The sequence below is a fragment of the Saccharospirillum mangrovi genome (assembly GCF_003367315.1).
Classification (GTDB): Bacteria; Pseudomonadota; Gammaproteobacteria; order Pseudomonadales; family Natronospirillaceae; genus Saccharospirillum; species Saccharospirillum mangrovi.
This window is the reverse complement of sequence record NZ_CP031415.1, coordinates 2,306,769-2,323,313: the sequence shown is the minus strand read 5'-3', so window position 1 is coordinate 2,323,313 and position 16,545 is coordinate 2,306,769. Positions and strand designations below refer to the sequence as shown.

General features: G+C 59.8%; 13 protein-coding genes. 7 read left to right on the top strand and 6 right to left on the bottom strand.

Features of this window, described 5'->3' with window-relative positions; translation table 11 throughout:
• Position 1 precedes the first annotated feature (1 nt).
• Positions 2-604, bottom strand: a complete 603-nt coding sequence (locus DW349_RS11100) for a TetR/AcrR family transcriptional regulator (protein ID WP_108125272.1) — start codon at positions 602-604, stop codon at positions 2-4.
• 226 nt (positions 605-830) lie between these two features.
• Between DW349_RS11100 and DW349_RS11095 the strand changes: the two genes are divergently transcribed.
• Positions 831-1,523, top strand: a complete 693-nt coding sequence (locus DW349_RS11095) for a pirin family protein (protein WP_108125273.1) — start codon at positions 831-833, stop codon at positions 1,521-1,523.
• A gap of 19 nt (positions 1,524-1,542) precedes the next feature.
• Here the strand turns inward: DW349_RS11095 and DW349_RS11090 are convergent, their stop codons facing one another.
• Complete coding sequence (locus DW349_RS11090) at positions 1,543-1,908, bottom strand: winged helix-turn-helix transcriptional regulator (RefSeq protein WP_108125274.1); 366 nt, start codon at positions 1,906-1,908, stop codon at positions 1,543-1,545.
• Positions 1,909-2,015: 107 nt separating this feature from the next.
• Here DW349_RS11090 and DW349_RS11085 point away from each other — a divergent pair, with 107 nt between their 5' ends.
• Positions 2,016-3,140 carry an NADH:flavin oxidoreductase gene (locus tag DW349_RS11085; RefSeq protein ID WP_108125275.1) on the top strand — a complete coding sequence of 375 codons (1,125 nt, stop codon included), beginning with the start codon at positions 2,016-2,018 and terminating at the stop codon, positions 3,138-3,140.
• A gap of 236 nt (positions 3,141-3,376) precedes the next feature.
• Positions 3,377-5,785 carry a Kelch repeat-containing protein gene (locus DW349_RS11080; protein ID WP_108125276.1) on the top strand — a complete coding sequence of 803 codons (2,409 nt, stop codon included), beginning with the start codon at positions 3,377-3,379 and terminating at the stop codon, positions 5,783-5,785.
• A gap of 172 nt (positions 5,786-5,957) precedes the next feature.
• On the opposite strand, the gene DW349_RS11075 is transcribed toward DW349_RS11080, so the two are convergent.
• From DW349_RS11075 to DW349_RS11060, 4 genes are all read right to left on the bottom strand, one after another.
• Positions 5,958-7,784, bottom strand: coding sequence for a putative bifunctional diguanylate cyclase/phosphodiesterase (locus DW349_RS11075; RefSeq protein ID WP_108125333.1), 1,827 nt, complete (start codon positions 7,782-7,784; stop codon positions 5,958-5,960).
• 73 nt (positions 7,785-7,857) lie between these two features.
• The gene (locus DW349_RS11070; RefSeq protein ID WP_108125277.1) at positions 7,858-8,934 is read right to left on the bottom strand and encodes a M20/M25/M40 family metallo-hydrolase; all 1,077 of its coding nucleotides are present in this window, start codon (positions 8,932-8,934) and stop codon (positions 7,858-7,860) included.
• On the bottom strand, positions 8,931-10,157 hold the full coding sequence (locus DW349_RS11065) for a M20 family metallo-hydrolase (RefSeq protein WP_108125278.1): 1,227 nt from the start codon (positions 10,155-10,157) through the stop codon (positions 8,931-8,933). The genes DW349_RS11070 and DW349_RS11065 overlap by 4 nt, the downstream gene beginning before the upstream one ends.
• Positions 10,157-10,846 carry a DUF1028 domain-containing protein gene (locus DW349_RS11060; protein ID WP_108125279.1) on the bottom strand — a complete coding sequence of 230 codons (690 nt, stop codon included), beginning with the start codon at positions 10,844-10,846 and terminating at the stop codon, positions 10,157-10,159. The genes DW349_RS11065 and DW349_RS11060 overlap by 1 nt, the downstream gene beginning before the upstream one ends.
• 229 nt (positions 10,847-11,075) lie before the next feature.
• On the opposite strand from DW349_RS11060, the gene DW349_RS11055 reads away from it, so the two are divergent.
• Genes DW349_RS11055 through DW349_RS11040 form a run of 4 tightly spaced genes read left to right on the top strand, consistent with a single transcriptional unit; the run spans position 11,076 to position 16,533 of the window.
• On the top strand, positions 11,076-12,632 hold the full coding sequence (locus tag DW349_RS11055) for an ABC transporter substrate-binding protein (protein WP_232819303.1): 1,557 nt from the start codon (positions 11,076-11,078) through the stop codon (positions 12,630-12,632).
• Positions 12,633-12,692: 60 nt separating this feature from the next.
• Positions 12,693-13,652 carry an ABC transporter permease gene (locus tag DW349_RS11050; RefSeq protein WP_232819304.1) on the top strand — a complete coding sequence of 320 codons (960 nt, stop codon included), beginning with the start codon at positions 12,693-12,695 and terminating at the stop codon, positions 13,650-13,652.
• On the top strand, positions 13,649-15,553 hold the full coding sequence (locus DW349_RS11045) for a dipeptide/oligopeptide/nickel ABC transporter permease/ATP-binding protein (RefSeq protein ID WP_108125281.1): 1,905 nt from the start codon (positions 13,649-13,651) through the stop codon (positions 15,551-15,553). Before DW349_RS11050 ends, DW349_RS11045 begins: the two co-directional genes overlap by 4 nt.
• Positions 15,550-16,533 carry an ABC transporter ATP-binding protein gene (locus DW349_RS11040; protein WP_198650463.1) on the top strand — a complete coding sequence of 328 codons (984 nt, stop codon included), beginning with the start codon at positions 15,550-15,552 and terminating at the stop codon, positions 16,531-16,533. The genes DW349_RS11045 and DW349_RS11040 overlap by 4 nt, the downstream gene beginning before the upstream one ends.
• The last annotated feature ends 12 nt before the right edge of the window (positions 16,534-16,545 follow it).

Here is a 16,545-nt window from a genome sequence, read left to right as displayed (position 1 = left end):
CTCATTTCAAATGGGTGGCGCCGGCTGAGCGACCATAGGTCATCAGGCTGGCAAAGGACTGTGCCAACTGTTGGCGATCGTATTCATCGGGGTTATCCATCCACAGACGCAGAGTCGACAGAAAAGCGCCGGTAAAAAAATGCAGGGCGATCCGTTGCTGGCTCGGGGCTAACCAGGCGCTGTCTGGATTTTGCGTTTGTGAACGGGCTAAAACGGAGCGGAAAAAGACGACGAAGCGTTGTTCTACCTTGGCGACTTCGCCTTCAAACAGCAGCCCCCGGAACAACACCGGGTCACGGCTGATCTGTTCGATCAGCCAATTCAGCGTCAGCACAGAGCGCCGCAATTGTTCCTCAGCCGGCACATGCGGCCCGGGGTTGGGAGCAATGTTGTTAAACAGCTGCTCAAGCTCCGACAGCAGGTTTTCCAGGTAGTCATAAAGCACGGCGCGAACGGTTCCAAAGTGGGCGTAGAACGTTGGACGAGTCACACCCGCAGCGCGGCACAGCTCGTCAATCTGAATATCGGTGACGGCTTTCGTGCCCAGTAAAGATCGAAGTCCATCCTGGATTTTCTGGCGGCTGCGTTGGCGTCTTGGGTCCATTGAGCTCTCTTTAAGTTAATTTACAGATGTTAAATAAATGCTCGCCGATGTCAAAATGGCGATGGTGTTTTTTTGTTGCGAAGGGGTGCGCGACCGACGCTGTTTTGTCAGCAAAACTGAACGATAACGCCGAAAAGCTCCGGTAGGTTTAGCGCTAACCGGCCCCTATAGTGACGACCATTCAGTGGCGGGCGCGGCTCGCCACGCTCAACCCAAGGAGGTCGTCATGATTCATCTTCGCCCAGCCAACGAACGTGGCCACGCCCAACACGGTTGGCTCGACTCGCACCACAGCTTTTCCTTCGCCAACTATTACGACCCGGAATTCATGGGCTTTTCCGACCTGCGCGTCATCAACGACGACCGGGTGGCACCGGGCACCGGCTTTGGCACCCATCCGCATCGCGACATGGAAATTATCACCTACGTGCTGAATGGCACCATCGAACACCGCGACACCATGAACAATGTGTCGCAGTTGAAAGCCGGTGAAATTCAGGTGATGAGTGCGGGCAGCGGTGTGGCGCACAGCGAATACAACGCCTCGAAAACCGACCCGTTGAACTTCCTGCAAATCTGGGTGATGCCCAACGTCACTGGCGTTAAACCGCGTTACGCCCAGAAAGATTTTTCCGCGCTAAGCGGCATCAACAAGGTGATTTCGCCGGAAGGCGAGGGTGAAAGTCTGCCGATTCGTCAGGACGCCAACCTCTATCAGGTGCGGTTGAACGCCGAATCCCAGACCTTCGCAACCCAGGCTGGTCGGTTGTATTACCTGCACATCGCGCAAGGCGAACTGACGGTCAACGACGTAGCGATGTCCGCCGGAGACGGCGCCTACATCGACGCCGAAGCAGCGTTGACGCTGGCAACCACCGGCACCGTAGACGCCCTGTTGTTTGAATTGCGTGGGCATTGACAGCGGGCTGCAATAAGAATCAGGCGGGCTGGCGCTGATCGAAAGCGTCGCGCGCCTCGTTCACTTCCGGCATTTTTTCAATCGTCCAGCGATACAACGCCTTGTAGGGTTGCAGCAGGCTGCGGCCCATCTCGGTCAATTCATACTGAACCGCGACCGGCGAACTGCTGATCACCTCGCGAGTGACGATGCCGTTGCGTTCCAGCCGGCGTAACGTCTGAGTGAGTGATTTCTGCGAGATGCCTTCGAGCAGGCGTTTGATGTCGTTAAAGCGCCGAGGCTGTTCTTCCAACACCGTCAAAATCATCATCGACCACTTATCGGCAATTTCGGCGAACAGCGCCCGGTTGGGGCAATCGATGGAAAAGCAGGGGCCAAATGACATCGGGTTTCCTCCAGGTGACTTAGTGCCGAGCGAGTGCCTAATTTACACTAGGTATATTTTGTATACCATGCGCACCTGTTGAATACAGCCACAGGAAATATCCGCTAATGACAACCTCTGCACTGGACACCTCCGTCCTCTTCCAACCCTACGATCTGGGTTCCGTCACCCTGAAAAACCGCCTGGTTATGGCACCGATGACCCGCGCCATGGCGCCGCAAGGCATTCCCGGCCAGGCCAATGCCGACTACTACCGCCGCCGTGCCGAAGGCGATGTGGGTTTAATTTTGTCTGAAGGCACGGTGATCAACCGGCCGGTATCGCGCAACGAGCCGGGCATTCCGTTCTTCCACGGCGAAGCCGCACTGGCCGGTTGGAAATCGGTAATTGACGCTGTGCATCAGGCGGGCGGCCGCATGGGCCCGCAAATCTGGCACACCGGCACCGCACCGAGCGCCAGCGGCTGGAAAGCCGACGGCGAAATGGAAAGCCCGTCTGGCCTGTTCGCGCCGGAAAAACCGGCCGGCAAAGTGATGACCGATGCCGACATCGCCGACACCATTGCCGCGTTCACGCAAGCGGCGGTCGATGCCAAACGTCTGGGCTTCGATGTCGTCGAAGTGCACGGCGCACACGGCTATTTGATCGACCAGTTCTTCTGGTCCGGCTCCAACCAGCGCAACGACCAATGGGGCGGCGACAGCTTATTGAAGCGCGCCAACTTTGGCATTGAAGTCGTTAAATCGATCCGCCAGGCCATCGGCCCGGACTTCCCGTTGATTCTGCGTTTAAGCCAATGGAAACAGCAGGATTACAGCGCCCGCCTCGCCAACACCCCGGCGGAAATGGAAAGCTGGCTGACCGCTTTAAGCGACGCCGGTGTCGATGTGTTCCACTGCTCGCAGCGGCGTTTCTGGGAAGCGGAATTCCCGGAAGTCGATGGTGACAACGGTTTGAACTTTGCCGGCTGGGCCAAAAAACTGACCGGCAAAACCACCATCAGCGTCGGCTCGGTGGGTCTGGACGGTGAATTCTTCGGTGCCTTTGCCGGCAAAGGTTCGCAACAGACCGACATCGGCCGTCTGATTCAGCGCATGGAACGCAACGAATTCGATCTCATTGCCGTCGGTCGTGCACTGCTCAGCGACGCCCAATGGGTGCAGAAAATTCAGCGCGGCGCCAACGATGAACTGCTCGGTTTTAACCCGGCGGATCTGGCGAAACTGGCATAAGGTTCGGGCGTTCAGCCGGGGCATCGGCTGACGCCTTTTCCACCCACAACACCCGAAGCCCCACCTCGGGTGTTGTGTTTTTTGCGGCCAATCAATCGTTTCCGCGATTATTTTCAATTTTTCCAACGAAACGGCCAAAAATCCTACGAACGGTAAAACGATTCTTCAAACGGTCGTCGGTTAGCGTGGTGTTGCCCCCAGCGCTTTGGGGTTTTCATCCAACCGAGGGACCGATCATGCTTCGACCCAACTTTCGTTTTCATCGCACCTTTGTCTGGCTGCTGCTGTGTTTTGCACTCAGCGCCTGTGTTCCCAACCCGTTTGAATTCACCGAACCCGGCACGGCCAGGTTGGTGACCGACGAACGTTTCAATAACCCCGTGCTCTCGCAAGCCGGAATCATCGAATACCGCAGCAGCAACACCGACGTCGCGACTGTAGACGCCAACGGCCTGGTGGTGGCCCTAGCCCCCGGCCAAAGCCAAATCACCGCCACCCAAACGCTGGGCGAGCGCATTCAGAGCATCGATTACAGCGTGGAAGTGATTACCCGCCAGGCCAGCCTCAGCGCCTGGGTGGGGCCGTTGGGCAGTGAGCTGCAACTCTCCGATGGCACCGAAGGGGTGAATTTGTTCACCACCAGCGATGCCAACTGCAACCCCATTCAATTCGCCAACTGCGCCAACAGCCAAAGCCAGCGCCTGCGCGGTGGCGTGCAGCGATCCACCTCCAGCGCGGCCGTAACGCTGAGCCAGCCGGGTTATGTTCGCTTGCAGCATGGCGAACATGAGTGGTCGGGGATGTTGAGTGCGGATCGGTTTGTGGGGCGATATACCCATACCGTGGCCGCTTTTCAGGGGCGGTTATGGGTGATGGGGGGGGTCGACCCAGCCCCCTTAGCTGACATCTGGTCCTCATCCGATGGCACTCACTGGGCGCCGCACGAATGGCTCGAACAGCCGCCGTTTGAAGGCGGCAGTGATAACTATGCCGTGGTGTTCAACGATCAGCTCTGGGTGATTAACACCCAACATGGCACCGTCTGGTCCACCATCCCCTCGCCCGATCACGACACCGGCTTTGTCTGGCAACAGCAGGGCGATATCGGCCTGGGCTATACCCCTCGCAGCAACAGCCAGGTCATCGTCGCCAACAACGCCGAGGGCGAGCCGCGCATCTGGTTGTTGGGTGGGGGCTTGCGCAACGACGTCTGGACGTTCGACGGCACCAATTGGCAAGAAGATCGGGCCGATGGCGATGCCAATGGTTTTGCCGCTCGCAGCGCGCACCAGGCCGTGGCTTACGGTGGCCGGCTTTGGGTGATCGGTGGGTTTGCTGATGGCAAGATGAGCAACGATGTCTGGTCGTCCGACGATGGCATTACCTGGCGGCAGGACACCGAGCACGCCGAGTTTGCGGCGCGCGTCCACCATCGAGTGATGGCCTACAACGACGGCAGCGGGGAACAACTGTGGCTGGTGGGTGGGCAGTCTTTGCAGGCAGTGCGAGGCTTAAACGACGTCTGGTCCTCCCGCGATGGCATTCACTGGACACAGCGTCAGGTCGATGCCGATTTCCCGCCCCGATTGGCCCACACCCTGGCCGTCTTCCACCAGCAGCTTTGGGTGGTGGGGGGATTTGCCCCTAGAAACCTGAACGACGCCTGGTCCACCCGCAACGGTGAAGACTGGCAACAACACACCGCCGAAGCCCCGTTCAGCGGCCGCCAGGGCCACCAAGCCGTCGCCTTCGACCATCGGCTTTGGGTGATCGGGGGTACTGAGGGTGGCACTACTAACTTGCCTTCCTACCAAAACGACCTCTGGTCCAGCAGCGATGGCCTGCACTGGCAACGCCACCTGCGCCATGCGGCTTTTTCCGGTCGCTGGAGCCATCAAGTGGTGGCGTTCAACCAACGGCTGTGGCTGGTGGGCGGGCTGGACCGCTACGGGTACCAAAGCGATGTCTGGTCCAGCGCCGATGGCCTTCACTGGGAACGTTTGCTGACACAAGCGCCATTCGCCGGCCGGCGCGGCCACGCCCTGGTGGTGTTCGACCAACGCCTGTGGGTGATCGGCGGCCAATCTGCCGATGGCAACCACAACGACGTCTGGTCGTCCCCCAACGGCATCGACTGGACCGAAGAAACCAGCGCAGCCAGTTTCACCGCCCGGTGGGGCCATCAGGTGGTGGTGTTCAACGGTCAGCTTTGGTTGATCGGTGGAACAGAAGAGACCGGCGGAGGGGGCGGGACTAACGACATCTGGTTCTCCAGCGACGGCCGCCATTGGCAGCTGCGCGTAGACGAAGCCGAGTTTGCACCGCGTTTTGGTCATCAGGTGGTGGTCACTCAGGAGGCTGGGAGTGAACGGCTTTGGTTGGTGGGCGGTGGTATTACCACTACTGGAACTGACAGCAGAAACGACATCTGGACTTCCCGCGATGGCGTGCACTGGCGCAGCGAACCCTATGAAGATGGCTCACGGTTCTCCGGCCGCATTGGCCACCAGGCCTTGGTCTTCAACCCGTATCTCTGGGTGATTGGCGGGGCAGATGTAACAAAAACCCCCAAACACGACATCTGGCGCTCGGTCGATGGTGCGAGCTGGCAGAAGGGGTTGCAGGTGGACGTTGAGTTCCAGTGAGGTTAACCGAGGTGACGTCTGTGCGGTTCTGAATCAGGCGGGTCGCTGAAACCGGAACCGCTTAAAACGCCCGATGCTTTTGCGTTGGGCGTTTTTTTGTTTTGGTGGGTTATGGGCGTCAGCGCGGCCTTGTTGGTGTTGCTCAACAAACGCTGACCCCATCAAGGCTGGCTTAACCGGCGGCTTTCAACACCGTCATCATCAATTGATCGAACGGTACCGGCCGGCTGTAGCGGTAGCCTTGCAGGTAATCGCAGCCTTGTTCGGTGAGCCAGCGTTCCTGATCTTCGGTTTCCACGCCTTCGGCCACCACGGCCATGCCCAGGCCGCGCGCCAACCCCAGTATCGATAAGGTGATGGCGCAGTCGTCGCTGTCGGTGGGCAGTTCTTTGACGAACGAGCGGTCGATTTTCAGCTTGGCAAAGGGCAGGTGTTTGAGCCGTGCCAGCGACGAATAGCCGGTGCCGAAATCGTCAATCGATAAGCCCGCGCCCAATTCCACCAGTTGTTTCAGCAAGCCGCGCAGGTTTTCGGTGTCGGCCTTGATGACGTCTTCGGTGATTTCGAAATCGAAGCATTGGCCGCTCAAACCGTAGGCTTCATAAACTTCTTTTAAACGTTCCGGCAATTGCGGGTCGAGCAGTTGTTCCGGCGCCAGATTGATCGCCATTTGTGGCAATTGCATACCGGCTTGCTGCGCCTGACGAATGTGTTCGCAGGCGCGGCGCATCACCGCCATGCCGAGTTCGGCCATTAATCCAGCGCTGCGCGCCAGGTCGAGAAAACGGACCGGCGGTAACAGGCCATGCGTCGGATGGTTCCAGCGCACCAGTGCTTCGAGTTGCACCAGGCCGCTGTCGCCGGCGCGGATGATCGGCTGGTAGTGCACGTCCAGTTCCTGATTGCGAATCGCCTGGCGCAGTTGCGATTCCAATTGAAAGCGCGAACGGGCGTCGGCGGAAATGGAGCTGTTGAAAAACTGCACCTGGTTGCGACCGTTTTCTTTGGCGTGGTACATGGCCGCTTCGGCGTGTTTGAGCAGTGAATCGCTGTCCTGCCCGTCGACCGGCCAGAAACTGATGCCAACCGAGGCGGTGGTCGACACCCACTGGTCGTGCAGCTGCATTGGTGTCGACAGGGTGGTGAGAATGCTTTGAGTCAATTGACGCAAGGCTTCCGGGTCGGCCTGGCGACGAATGACCATGAGGAATTCATCGCCGCCGACGCGGGCGATTTTGTCTTTGCCGGGAATGGATAAATGCCGCAGTCGGTTGGCGACTTCACCGATGATCTGGTTGCCAATTACCTGGCCCATGCCGTCGTTGATGGCTTTGATGCGGTCCAGGTCGATCCACAGCAGCGCGAAGGGCGCGTCATCGAGCGTCAGGCGGTGCAGCCGGCCGCGCAGTGAATTCAGGTTGGGCAGGCCGGTCAGGTCGTCAAAATGGGTGACGTAATCCAGTTGTTGCTGCGATTGCGACCAGGCTTCGTGAGTGTTGATCAGGCTGATGGTGTCGGCGACGGCGGTCGCCAGTGAGATGTCGGCTAACGACCATTCGCGCGGCTGCAAGGCTTCCAGACAGATAACGCCGCTGAGTTGGCCGTCATCGAAGATCGGCGCGTCGAGCATGGCGTAAATGCCGGTCGGTTGCAGGTAGTGATCGTTGAAGGCGCGGGTGCGGGGGTCCTGGCGGGCATCGCTGGCGTCGATGACGCGTGCCTGCATCAGCGCTTCGAAATACGCCGGGTTGCCCTGGCGGGCGAGAAAGATGGGTTCGTAACGGTGGCCGTCGCCCTGGTGGTAGAGGATTTCACTTTCGATGCCTTCGCCGCCGTTTTGCAGCCACCAGACACTGACCCGGCCAACGCCCAGCAATTCGCTGCACAGAGCGGTTAACGTCGTCAGTTTGTTGCGCCGTGTGTCCTGAATGAACTCTTTGCTGTGGCAAAGCTTCATTAAGGTCTGATGGTAGTTGATGAATTGCTGGTTCGAATCCATGGGCACCACTTCGCCGGCAATGGATGTTAAAGAATGGCAGTCCGGCCCGGTGCTGTCCAATAGCAGACCATTGCTATTCGTTATCGACGTTATCGGCCAGCGCATACGCCACCAGCCAGCGGCACAGCGCCACCAGACTGTCCAGATGAGTGCGTTCGTAGCCGTGCGTGGCATCCGTACCAAAGCCGACCAGGGCGGTGCGCAGGTCGTGCCCGGCGTGCAGCGCCGATGAACAATCGGAATGGTAGTGGCGGAACACATCGCGCACATACGGCAGTTGGTGTGCCTGGCAAAGTTGTTCCAGTTCGGCCAGCAGCGACCGGCTGTGTGGCCCGAGGCTGTCTTTCATGCCCAGCGTTATGGCGGTTTCACGGCTGGTCTGGTTGGGCGCAACGGGTGCGATGTCGAGGCTGATCAGCGATTCCAACCCCGCCGGTAAAGCCGTGCCGGCACCGAGGCCGATTTCCTCGGCGTTGGTGTAGGCCAGCAAGATCGGGCTGGCCGGCTTTACACCGGCTTCGTGCAGCAGCGCCAACATTTCCAGCGTGCAGGCGATGGATGCCTTGTTGTCGAGAAAGCGACTGTTAATAAAGCCGTTACTCAATTCCGGCTGTGCATCGAAACAAACGATATCGCCGGGCAGTACGCCAGCGGCCAGCGTTTGCGCGGCTGTTTGGCTGTCGATGTCCAGGCGCAATGCCAATTGCGACCAGCCGACCGGCTGTTGATCAACCGCCTCGTTGTAGGCGTGGCCCGATGCCAGTTGCGGCAGAACGGTGCCTCGAATCGGCCCGTGGTCGGTTTTCACCGTCACCCGGCCGCCTTCGGCAAAGCGCGCCGACCAGGTGCCCAGTGGCGTCAGTTCCAGCCGGCCATCCGGCCGAATGGCCTGCACCATGGCACCTAACGTATCGACATGAGCGGCCAGGGCGCGCTTGGGGTTGGCGCCGGTGGCGGCGAGCACCTGGCCGCGCTGGGTGCGCTGAAGGGTGACATCGAAGGCGGCGAGTCGTTGTTCCAGATGCGTTTCCATGGCGGCGGTATCGCCGGTCGGGCTGTCGATGGCGAGCAGTTCGAACAGCGTCTTGGTCAGACGTTCAACGTTGGGTTGGGGCAGGCTGGTCATCTGGTGGGTCGTGCTGTGAGTCATTCGGTGTGAGCCTCCCAATCCAACAGGCAGCGGCGCAGCACTCGCGCTGCGGCATCGGCGTCGGCCGCCGTAATGGCTTCGTCCGGATGATGGCTGAGGCCGCCAGCGCAGCGCACGAACAGCATGCCGACCTCGGTTAAATGGTGCATCGCCAGGCCATCGTGGCCGGCGCCGCTGAACAGGGTGTGCGGCCAGAAATGTTCGGCTTCGATGGCGCGCGCCAGCCGTTGTTGCAGCGCCGGCGCGCATGCCACTTCGTCCTGCTGATAAACCAGATCGTGCTGCCATTGGCAGGGCGTTGCGGCCAGCCGGGCGTCGAGATCGGCAAACAGGCGCTGCCGGGCGGCGTGGCGAATGTCGCGATTGGGCGAGCGCAATTCGATGGTCAACTCAACGCGGCTGGGAATCACGTTGACGGCGTTCGGCGTGACCGTCAGTTCACCGACCACGCCGACCAGATTGTCGTTCTGGCGGCAGTGCTGATCGACCGCACGGACGATTTCGGTGGCGGCCACCAACGCATCGCGCCGCAATTCCATCGGCGTGGTGCCGGCGTGCCCGGCCTGGCCGGTTACCGTCACTTTGTGGCGTTCAATGCCGGTGATGGCCGAGACGATGCCGACTGGCAAATCCAGCGATTCCAACACCGGCCCTTGTTCGATGTGCACTTCCAGAAAGCCGGTAATTTGCTCAGGGTTGCGCGCCAGGTCGGCAATGCCGTCGGGGTTTGAACCCAAATCGCGCAGCGCTTGAGCAAGGCTGACGCCCTGGGCATCGACGGCTTGCAGAATGCTGGCATCGAACTGGCCCGCCAGCGCGGAACTGCCGACGAGTGTGGAGGCAAAGCGGGCGCCTTCTTCGTCGCTGAATGCGACCAGTTCGATGTTGAGTGGCAAAGCGGTGCCGTGGCGATGCAGGTCTTCCAACACCACCAACGGCAGCAACACGCCCAACATGCCGTCGTAACGGCCGCCCTGGCGCACGCTGTCCTGATGTGAACCGATGATGAGCGTTTTCGCGCCGGGCACAGCGGCGGTACGGCCGACCAGATTGCCAGCGGCGTCGAGTTCTGTGCTCAGCCCGGCGGTTTGCATCCAGCCGGTCAGGTCGCGCAACAGCGCTTGATGTTCCGGGCTGCCCAATAAGCGCGTCACACCCGGGCCGGGTTCGGAGTGGCGTGCCGCCGCCTCAGACAATTCCATGATGCGGGCACCCAACGTCATCAACGCACCTCCTCGTCGCTGACGTGCCCGGTTTTGGCCGGGTGGGCGTGCGTCGGTACGCCGTCGAGAAAGGCTTGAAAAGCGTGTGCCCGGGTTTTGTTCAGCAGCGCTTTGAGTTGGTCGATGCAGCCGGCGTCGGCCCAATCGACGCGTAAATCGATGGGCGGTTTGTCCGGGCTGTGCACGCGCACCGTGGCCGAATGGGTGCCGCGCTGATCGCCGCCTTCGGCTTCACCAGCGGCCAACGCGCTGATCAGGCGTTCGTGCAGCGGCCAGTCGGCGTGCGAGAGGTAAGCATCGAGCATGGCGTCGATCACCTGTTCGCTGGCAAGAATGTTGCCGGCCAGCGCCAGGTTGTCGGTGCAGTGGTGTTTTTTCTCGCCCAGGTTGGCGGTTCCGGTGTGGGCGGCGGTGCGGCCCTGGGCATCGCAAATCAACAATTGCCGCTGGGCCTGGCCTTCGTCGTCGGCAATCAGCCGGTCGCGCACCTGTTCGGCGGTTTGATCGTTGGCGAGCAACGCCAGACCACGGTCGCCATACAGCCAGTTGGTGAACGCGCCCTGGGTGGCGATGGCGCCAACCGGGTAGCGTACATGGGGAACAAAGCCGCCAACGGCGACGCTGCCAGTGGCGGTGGCAACGCCCAGCGCGCCGGTGTTTGGGTCGCGTGCAACGATCGAATAAGTCATGCCCTGCCTTAATTCTGCGACGGAATCGGGTGAACAGTGGCGGTCAATTTATCATCATAAAATTTATTGCGTCCATAAATTTGTAATGATAATTGTAGCAAGGGTCAGGGCCTGCGGTACTTGCTTCCGCTGAACCTGTCGTTCGGAAATCGGCCACAGAAGCCGAGACGCGCAAGTCACGACAACTCGAAACGGACTGCTCAAAACTAAAGTGAGAGAGGCGCCTACCGTGAACAAACTGATCCCTACCCTGATGCTTGGGTTGGCGGCCCTGACCAGCGGATCGCTGCGGGCAGAAACGCCTGCCGACGTGCTCGTCGTCGGGCAAATTGCCGAACCCCAATCGCTCGATCCCCACACCGTTACCGCGGTGAACGACTTCCGCATTCTGGTCAATCTGTACGACGGCCTGGTGCGATATTCCGACGGCACGCTCAACGTTGAACCAGCGCTGGCGACCGATTGGACCATCAGCGACGACGGCCTGGAATACACCTTCGAGCTGCGCGACGACGTGACCTTCCACGACGGCACACCGTTCAACGCCGACGCCGTGGTGTTCAACTTCGAACGCATGCTCGATGAAAATCACCCGTACCACGACACCGGCCCATTCCCGCTGTCGTTCAACTTCGGCCAGGTGGCCAGCGTGGAAGCGCTGAGCGACACCGAAGTGAAATTCACGCTGTCGGAACCTTTCGCGCCGTTTTTATCGAACCTGGCGTACCCGACCGGGCTGATCATTTCGCCGACGGCGGTGCGTGAATACGGCAAAGACGTTGGCCGGCATCCGTCTGGCACCGGTGCGTTCAAATTCGAAGAATGGCAGGCGAACCAGCGCGTGGTGGTCAGCCGCAACGCCGATTACTGGGACGGCGCACCGGAGCTGGAAGCCGTAGTGTTCCGGCCGATTACCGACGCCAACACCCGCGTTGCCGAAATGCTCTCTGGCGGCATCGATCTGATGGTGGAAGTACCGCCCGATAACGTCGCGACCTTTGCCGCCGATGACGACTTTGAAGTCTACGAACAGGCCGGCCCGCATCTGTGGTTCCTGATCCTGAACCTCAAAGAAGAACCGTTCAGCGACAAGCGCGTGCGCCAGGCGGTGAACTACGCCATCGACAAAGAATCGCTGGTCGAGAACGTGCTGCAAGGCACCGCGACCGTCGCCACCGGCCCGACACCGCCAGCGTTCGGCTGGGCCTACAACGAAGACCTCGACCCTTATCCGTACGATCCGGACAAAGCCCGCGAACTGCTGGCCGAAGCCGGAGCGGAAGGCGCCGACATCACCTTCTACGTCACCGAAGGCGGTTCCGGCATGCTCGATCCGATCTCCATGGGCACGGCGATTCAGGCCGATCTTGCCGCTGTGGGTCTGGATGTGAGCATCGAAACCTACGAGTGGAATACCTTTTTGGGTCGCGTGAATCCGGGCCTGGAAGGCAAAGCCGACATGGCGGAAATGGCCTGGATGACCAACGACCCGGACACACTGCCGTTTCTGGCGTTGCGCACCGAAGCCTGGCCGGAAAACGGCGGCTTTAATTCGGGTTACTATTCCAACCCGGAAGTCGATGCGCTGTTGAACGAAGCGCGCACCGCGACCGATCAGGACGAACGCGCCGCGCTCTATAAAGAGATGCAGGAAATCGTTTACGACGACGCGCCCTGGGCGTTCATTGCCAACTGGCAACAGAACGCGGTCGCAACCGAGGCGGTGGAAAATTTCTCGCTGCAACCGTCCTTCCTGCTGCAACTGCACGACGTCCGCAAACCCTGATGTGAATGGGGCCCTTTTGGGGCCCCATTTTCTGCCGCTGCCTTTCATCCAGGGGACTGCATGAACGCCTCCATTACGGCCTACATTGGCCGCCGTCTGTTGTTGACGATTCCGGTGTTGTTCGGCCTCACCGTCATCGTATTTTTCATCATGGCGATGATTCCCGGCGACCCGGCGCTGGCGATTCTGGGTTCCTACGCCACGCCCGATAACGTCGCCCAGGTCAACGCGCAACTCGGTCTCGACAAACCGCTGGTGCAGCAATACACCACCTGGCTGGGCAATGTGGTGCAGGGCGATTTCGGCCGTTCCTATCGCCAGAACCGCGCCGTGCTCGACATCATTACAGAGCGCTTTGGCGCAACCTTAATTCTCGCCGGTACCGCGCTCGTGCTGTGTTCGATTGCCGGCATTCTGGTTGGCATTGTTTCGGCAGTGCGCCAATACGGTTGGACCGACAAGCTGCTGACGCTGATCGTGCTGATCGGCATTTCCACCCCGGCGTTCTGGTTGGGTCTGTTGTTGATCATGCTGTTTGCCGTGCAACTGCGCTGGCTGCCGGCCAGCGGCATGTTCGCCGTGTACGGCGGCGGCGATCTGCCCGACTTGCTGATGCATCTGATTTTGCCCGCCTCGACGTTGGCGTTTATTGCCACCGGCGTCATCGCCCGGCTGACGCGCTCGGCCATGCTCGAAGTGCTGCGTCAGGATTTTATTCGCACCGCCCGCGCCAAAGGCTTGCACGAACGCCGGGTCATTTTCCGCCATGCGTTTAAGGCGGCGCTGGTGTCCATCGTGCCGGTGATCGGTATTCAGGCTGGTTTTGTGTTGGGCGGCGCGGTGTACATCGAAACCGTATTTCAGTGGCCCGGCATCGGTTCCATGCTGGTTAACGCCATTGCCACGCGCGATCTGTTGCTGGTGCAGGGCGGCGTGTTGATCGTCGCTGCGGCCTACGTGCTGTTTAATTTAATTGCCGACGTCGTACAGGTGTTGCTCGACCCGAGGGTGACCGCATGAACAGGTCGAACAAAACTCATCGTCGCCGCAGCAATGCCTTTGCTTTATTAGTGCGCAATCGTCTGGCCGCCTTTGGGTTGGCGGTGATGGCCTTGGTGTTGCTGCTGGTGGTACTCACGCCCTGGCTGCCGTTGGCCGACCCGGACACTACCGCGCTTGCCAATCGCTTATTGCCGCCGCTGTCGGACGGGCATTGGCTCGGCACCGACCAACTCGGGCGCGATCTGTTATCGCGTTTGCTGTGGGGCACACGAGTTTCACTCGCCGTTGGTATTGCCGCCACGTTGGTGGCGGCCTTTTTCGGTTCGCTGATCGGTTTGCTGGCCGGTTATTTCGGCGGCCGCATCGACGGCGGTTTGATGCGCGGCATCGACATGCTGATGGCCTTTCCGTACATCCTGCTGGCGCTGGCAATTGTCGCCGCGCTCGGCCCCGGTTTGATGAACGCTTTGTACGCCATCGCCATCGTTAACATTCCGTTTTTCGCTCGCAATGTGCGGGGCCTGGTGGTGACGTTGCGGCATCGGGAATTTGTCGATGCCGCGCGTTTATCCGGCCTCGGCGATGCCCGCATTTTGTGGCAGGAAATTTTGCCCAACGTGATGCCGGTGATCGTCATTACCATGTCGACCACCGTCGGCTGGATGATCCTGGAAACCGCTGGGCTGTCGTTTCTGGGCCTGGGTGCGCAACCGCCGACGGCTGACCTCGGTTCCATTCTCGGTGAAGGCCGCAGCCTGATCATCAACGCGCCGCACGTGGCGAGCCTCGCCGGTCTGGTGATTTTTATTCTGGTGATGAGCATTAATTTATTGGGCGACGGCGTGCGCGATGCACTCGACCCGCGCCTGAAAGCCGGGGCATTGCGTCGGCCGGCGGCGCGTACCGAAGTGGCTAAATCGGCTCGGTCAAAACCAACTGAACAAACCGACGCCTTATTATCTGTCCGTGATTTACGCACTGAATTTCATCTCAACGGCCAAATTCATCAGGCCGTTAACGGCCCGAGTTTCGACATCCAGCCGGGCGAATGTCTGGGCATTATTGGCGAATCCGGTTCCGGAAAATCGGTAACGGCGATGTCGTTACTCGGTTTGGTTGCATCGCCACCGGGCGTGATTGTCGACGGGCAGGTGAACGTTGGCGGTGAGAATATTCTCGGTGTCAGCGACGAACGTTTGCGCTCGTTGCGCGGCGGTGAACTGGCGTACATTTTTCAGGATCCGCTATCGACCTTGCACCCGCAATTCAGCATTGGTGATCAACTGGTCGAAGCCATGCGCGCGCACCAGTGGCTGAGTTATCGCAGTGCCTGGAAGCGCGCCGTCGACTTGCTCGAAGCGGTGCGCATTCCCAACGCGGCGCAACGCGCCAGACTTTACCCGCATCAATTGTCAGGCGGCATGCGTCAGCGGGTATCCATTGCCATGGCGCTGGCGAACGAACCGAAGTTAATTATTGCCGATGAACCGACCACAGCGTTGGATGTAACCGTGCAGGCGCAGGTGTTGAAATTACTCAATCAATTGCGCCGTGAACGAAACGCCAGCCTGATGTTTATTACGCACGATTTTGGTGTGGTGGCGGAAATTTGCGACCGGGTAGCGGTGATGTACGCCGGCGAAATTGTCGAGCTGGGTCCGGTTCACGATATCCTCGCCAAGCCGGCGCATCCGTACACACGCCGCTTGATCGATTGCGTGCCCGATGTGTCGCGCCCCAGCCAGACACTGGCAGAAATTCCCGGCCTGCCACCGACGGTCAGCGACTTACCAGTCGGCTGCAATTTTGCCGACCGCTGCGACCGGGTGACCGCACAATGCCGCCAGGCACCGATTAAATTGCAGACGCTAAATCCGCAGCGGCAGGCGCGCTGTATCTTTGCCCGGGAGAATGTATGAGCGATGGCATGAACAAGCTGCAAGTCCGTTCCCTGATCAAACGTTTTGGCGGCGGCCGCAATTGGTTGGGCCGTCCGACGCCAGCGGTGCACGCGGTGCGCGATCTCGGTTTTAACGTCGCACCGGGCGAGATTCTCGGCATTGTCGGTGAATCCGGCTGCGGTAAATCAACCTTGGCGCGCATGCTGGTTGGGCTTGATCAACCCAGCGATGGCGATATTCGTCTCGACGGTCAACCCTTGGCCGACGATAAAAACCGCGTCCATTTGCGGCAGTTATCGCAACGCGTGCAATACATTTTTCAAGACCCGATCAGTTCGCTGAACCCGCGCAAAACCATTCGCGATATTTTATCGACACCGCTGATTCATCTGCGCCATTTAAACGCCGAACAACGCGAACAACGGCTGGCCGAATTGATGACGCACGTGAATTTGCGACCGGAATTTCTCGACCGTTATCCACACGAATTTTCCGGCGGCCAGGCGCAGCGCATTGGCATAGCCCGCGCGCTTGCCGCCGAGCCGGATGTGTTGGTGCTGGACGAACCAGTGTCGGCGTTGGATGTGTCGGTGCAGGCGCAGGTGCTGAATTTGCTCAAGCGACTGTGCGATGAATTTCAACTGACCTATGTGTTCATCAGTCACGATCTGGGCGTGGTGCGTAATTTCTGTGATCGTGTGGTGGTGATGTATTTCGGCCGCATTGTCGAGCAGGCGCCGGTCGATGAATTGTTCGAACGGCCGCAACATCCGTACACCCAACGCCTGCTCGATTCGGTACCGGGCAACCCGCAGTTGCGTCTGCCGCCGGAAAGCGATGCGGTGGTGTTGCCCGATCCGTTCGAGCCGCCGGTTGGTTGTGCCTTTGCACCGCGTTGCCCGTTCGTGCAGGACGATTGCCAGCGCAGCGACCCGGCGTTGAGCGAGGTGAGTTCGGGTCACCGATTGGCGTGCTATCATCCGCCGCAACCGTCCTAACCGACTCATTGA

Excerpts from the sequence above, each read along its gene's own strand:
- DW349_RS11085 (WP_108125275.1), top strand. The coding sequence starts at position 2,016 with ATGACAACCTCTGCACTGGACACCTCCGTCCTCTTCCAACCCTACGAT.
- DW349_RS11070 (WP_108125277.1), bottom strand. The coding sequence starts at position 8,934 with ATGACTCACAGCACGACCCACCAGATGACCAGCCTGCCCCAACCCAAC.
- DW349_RS11080 (WP_108125276.1), top strand. The coding sequence starts at position 3,377 with ATGCTTCGACCCAACTTTCGTTTTCATCGCACCTTTGTCTGGCTGCTG.
- DW349_RS11075 (WP_108125333.1), bottom strand. The coding sequence starts at position 7,784 with ATGGATTCGAACCAGCAATTCATCAACTACCATCAGACCTTAATGAAG.
- DW349_RS11060 (WP_108125279.1), bottom strand. The coding sequence starts at position 10,846 with ATGACTTATTCGATCGTTGCACGCGACCCAAACACCGGCGCGCTGGGC.
- DW349_RS11090 (WP_108125274.1), bottom strand. The coding sequence starts at position 1,908 with ATGTCATTTGGCCCCTGCTTTTCCATCGATTGCCCCAACCGGGCGCTG.
- DW349_RS11095 (WP_108125273.1), top strand. The coding sequence starts at position 831 with ATGATTCATCTTCGCCCAGCCAACGAACGTGGCCACGCCCAACACGGT.
- DW349_RS11040 (WP_198650463.1), top strand. The coding sequence starts at position 15,550 with ATGAGCGATGGCATGAACAAGCTGCAAGTCCGTTCCCTGATCAAACGT.
- DW349_RS11100 (WP_108125272.1), bottom strand. The coding sequence starts at position 604 with ATGGACCCAAGACGCCAACGCAGCCGCCAGAAAATCCAGGATGGACTT.
- DW349_RS11045 (WP_108125281.1), top strand. The coding sequence starts at position 13,649 with ATGAACAGGTCGAACAAAACTCATCGTCGCCGCAGCAATGCCTTTGCT.
- DW349_RS11065 (WP_108125278.1), bottom strand. The coding sequence starts at position 10,157 with ATGACGTTGGGTGCCCGCATCATGGAATTGTCTGAGGCGGCGGCACGC.
- DW349_RS11050 (WP_232819304.1), top strand. The coding sequence starts at position 12,693 with ATGAACGCCTCCATTACGGCCTACATTGGCCGCCGTCTGTTGTTGACG.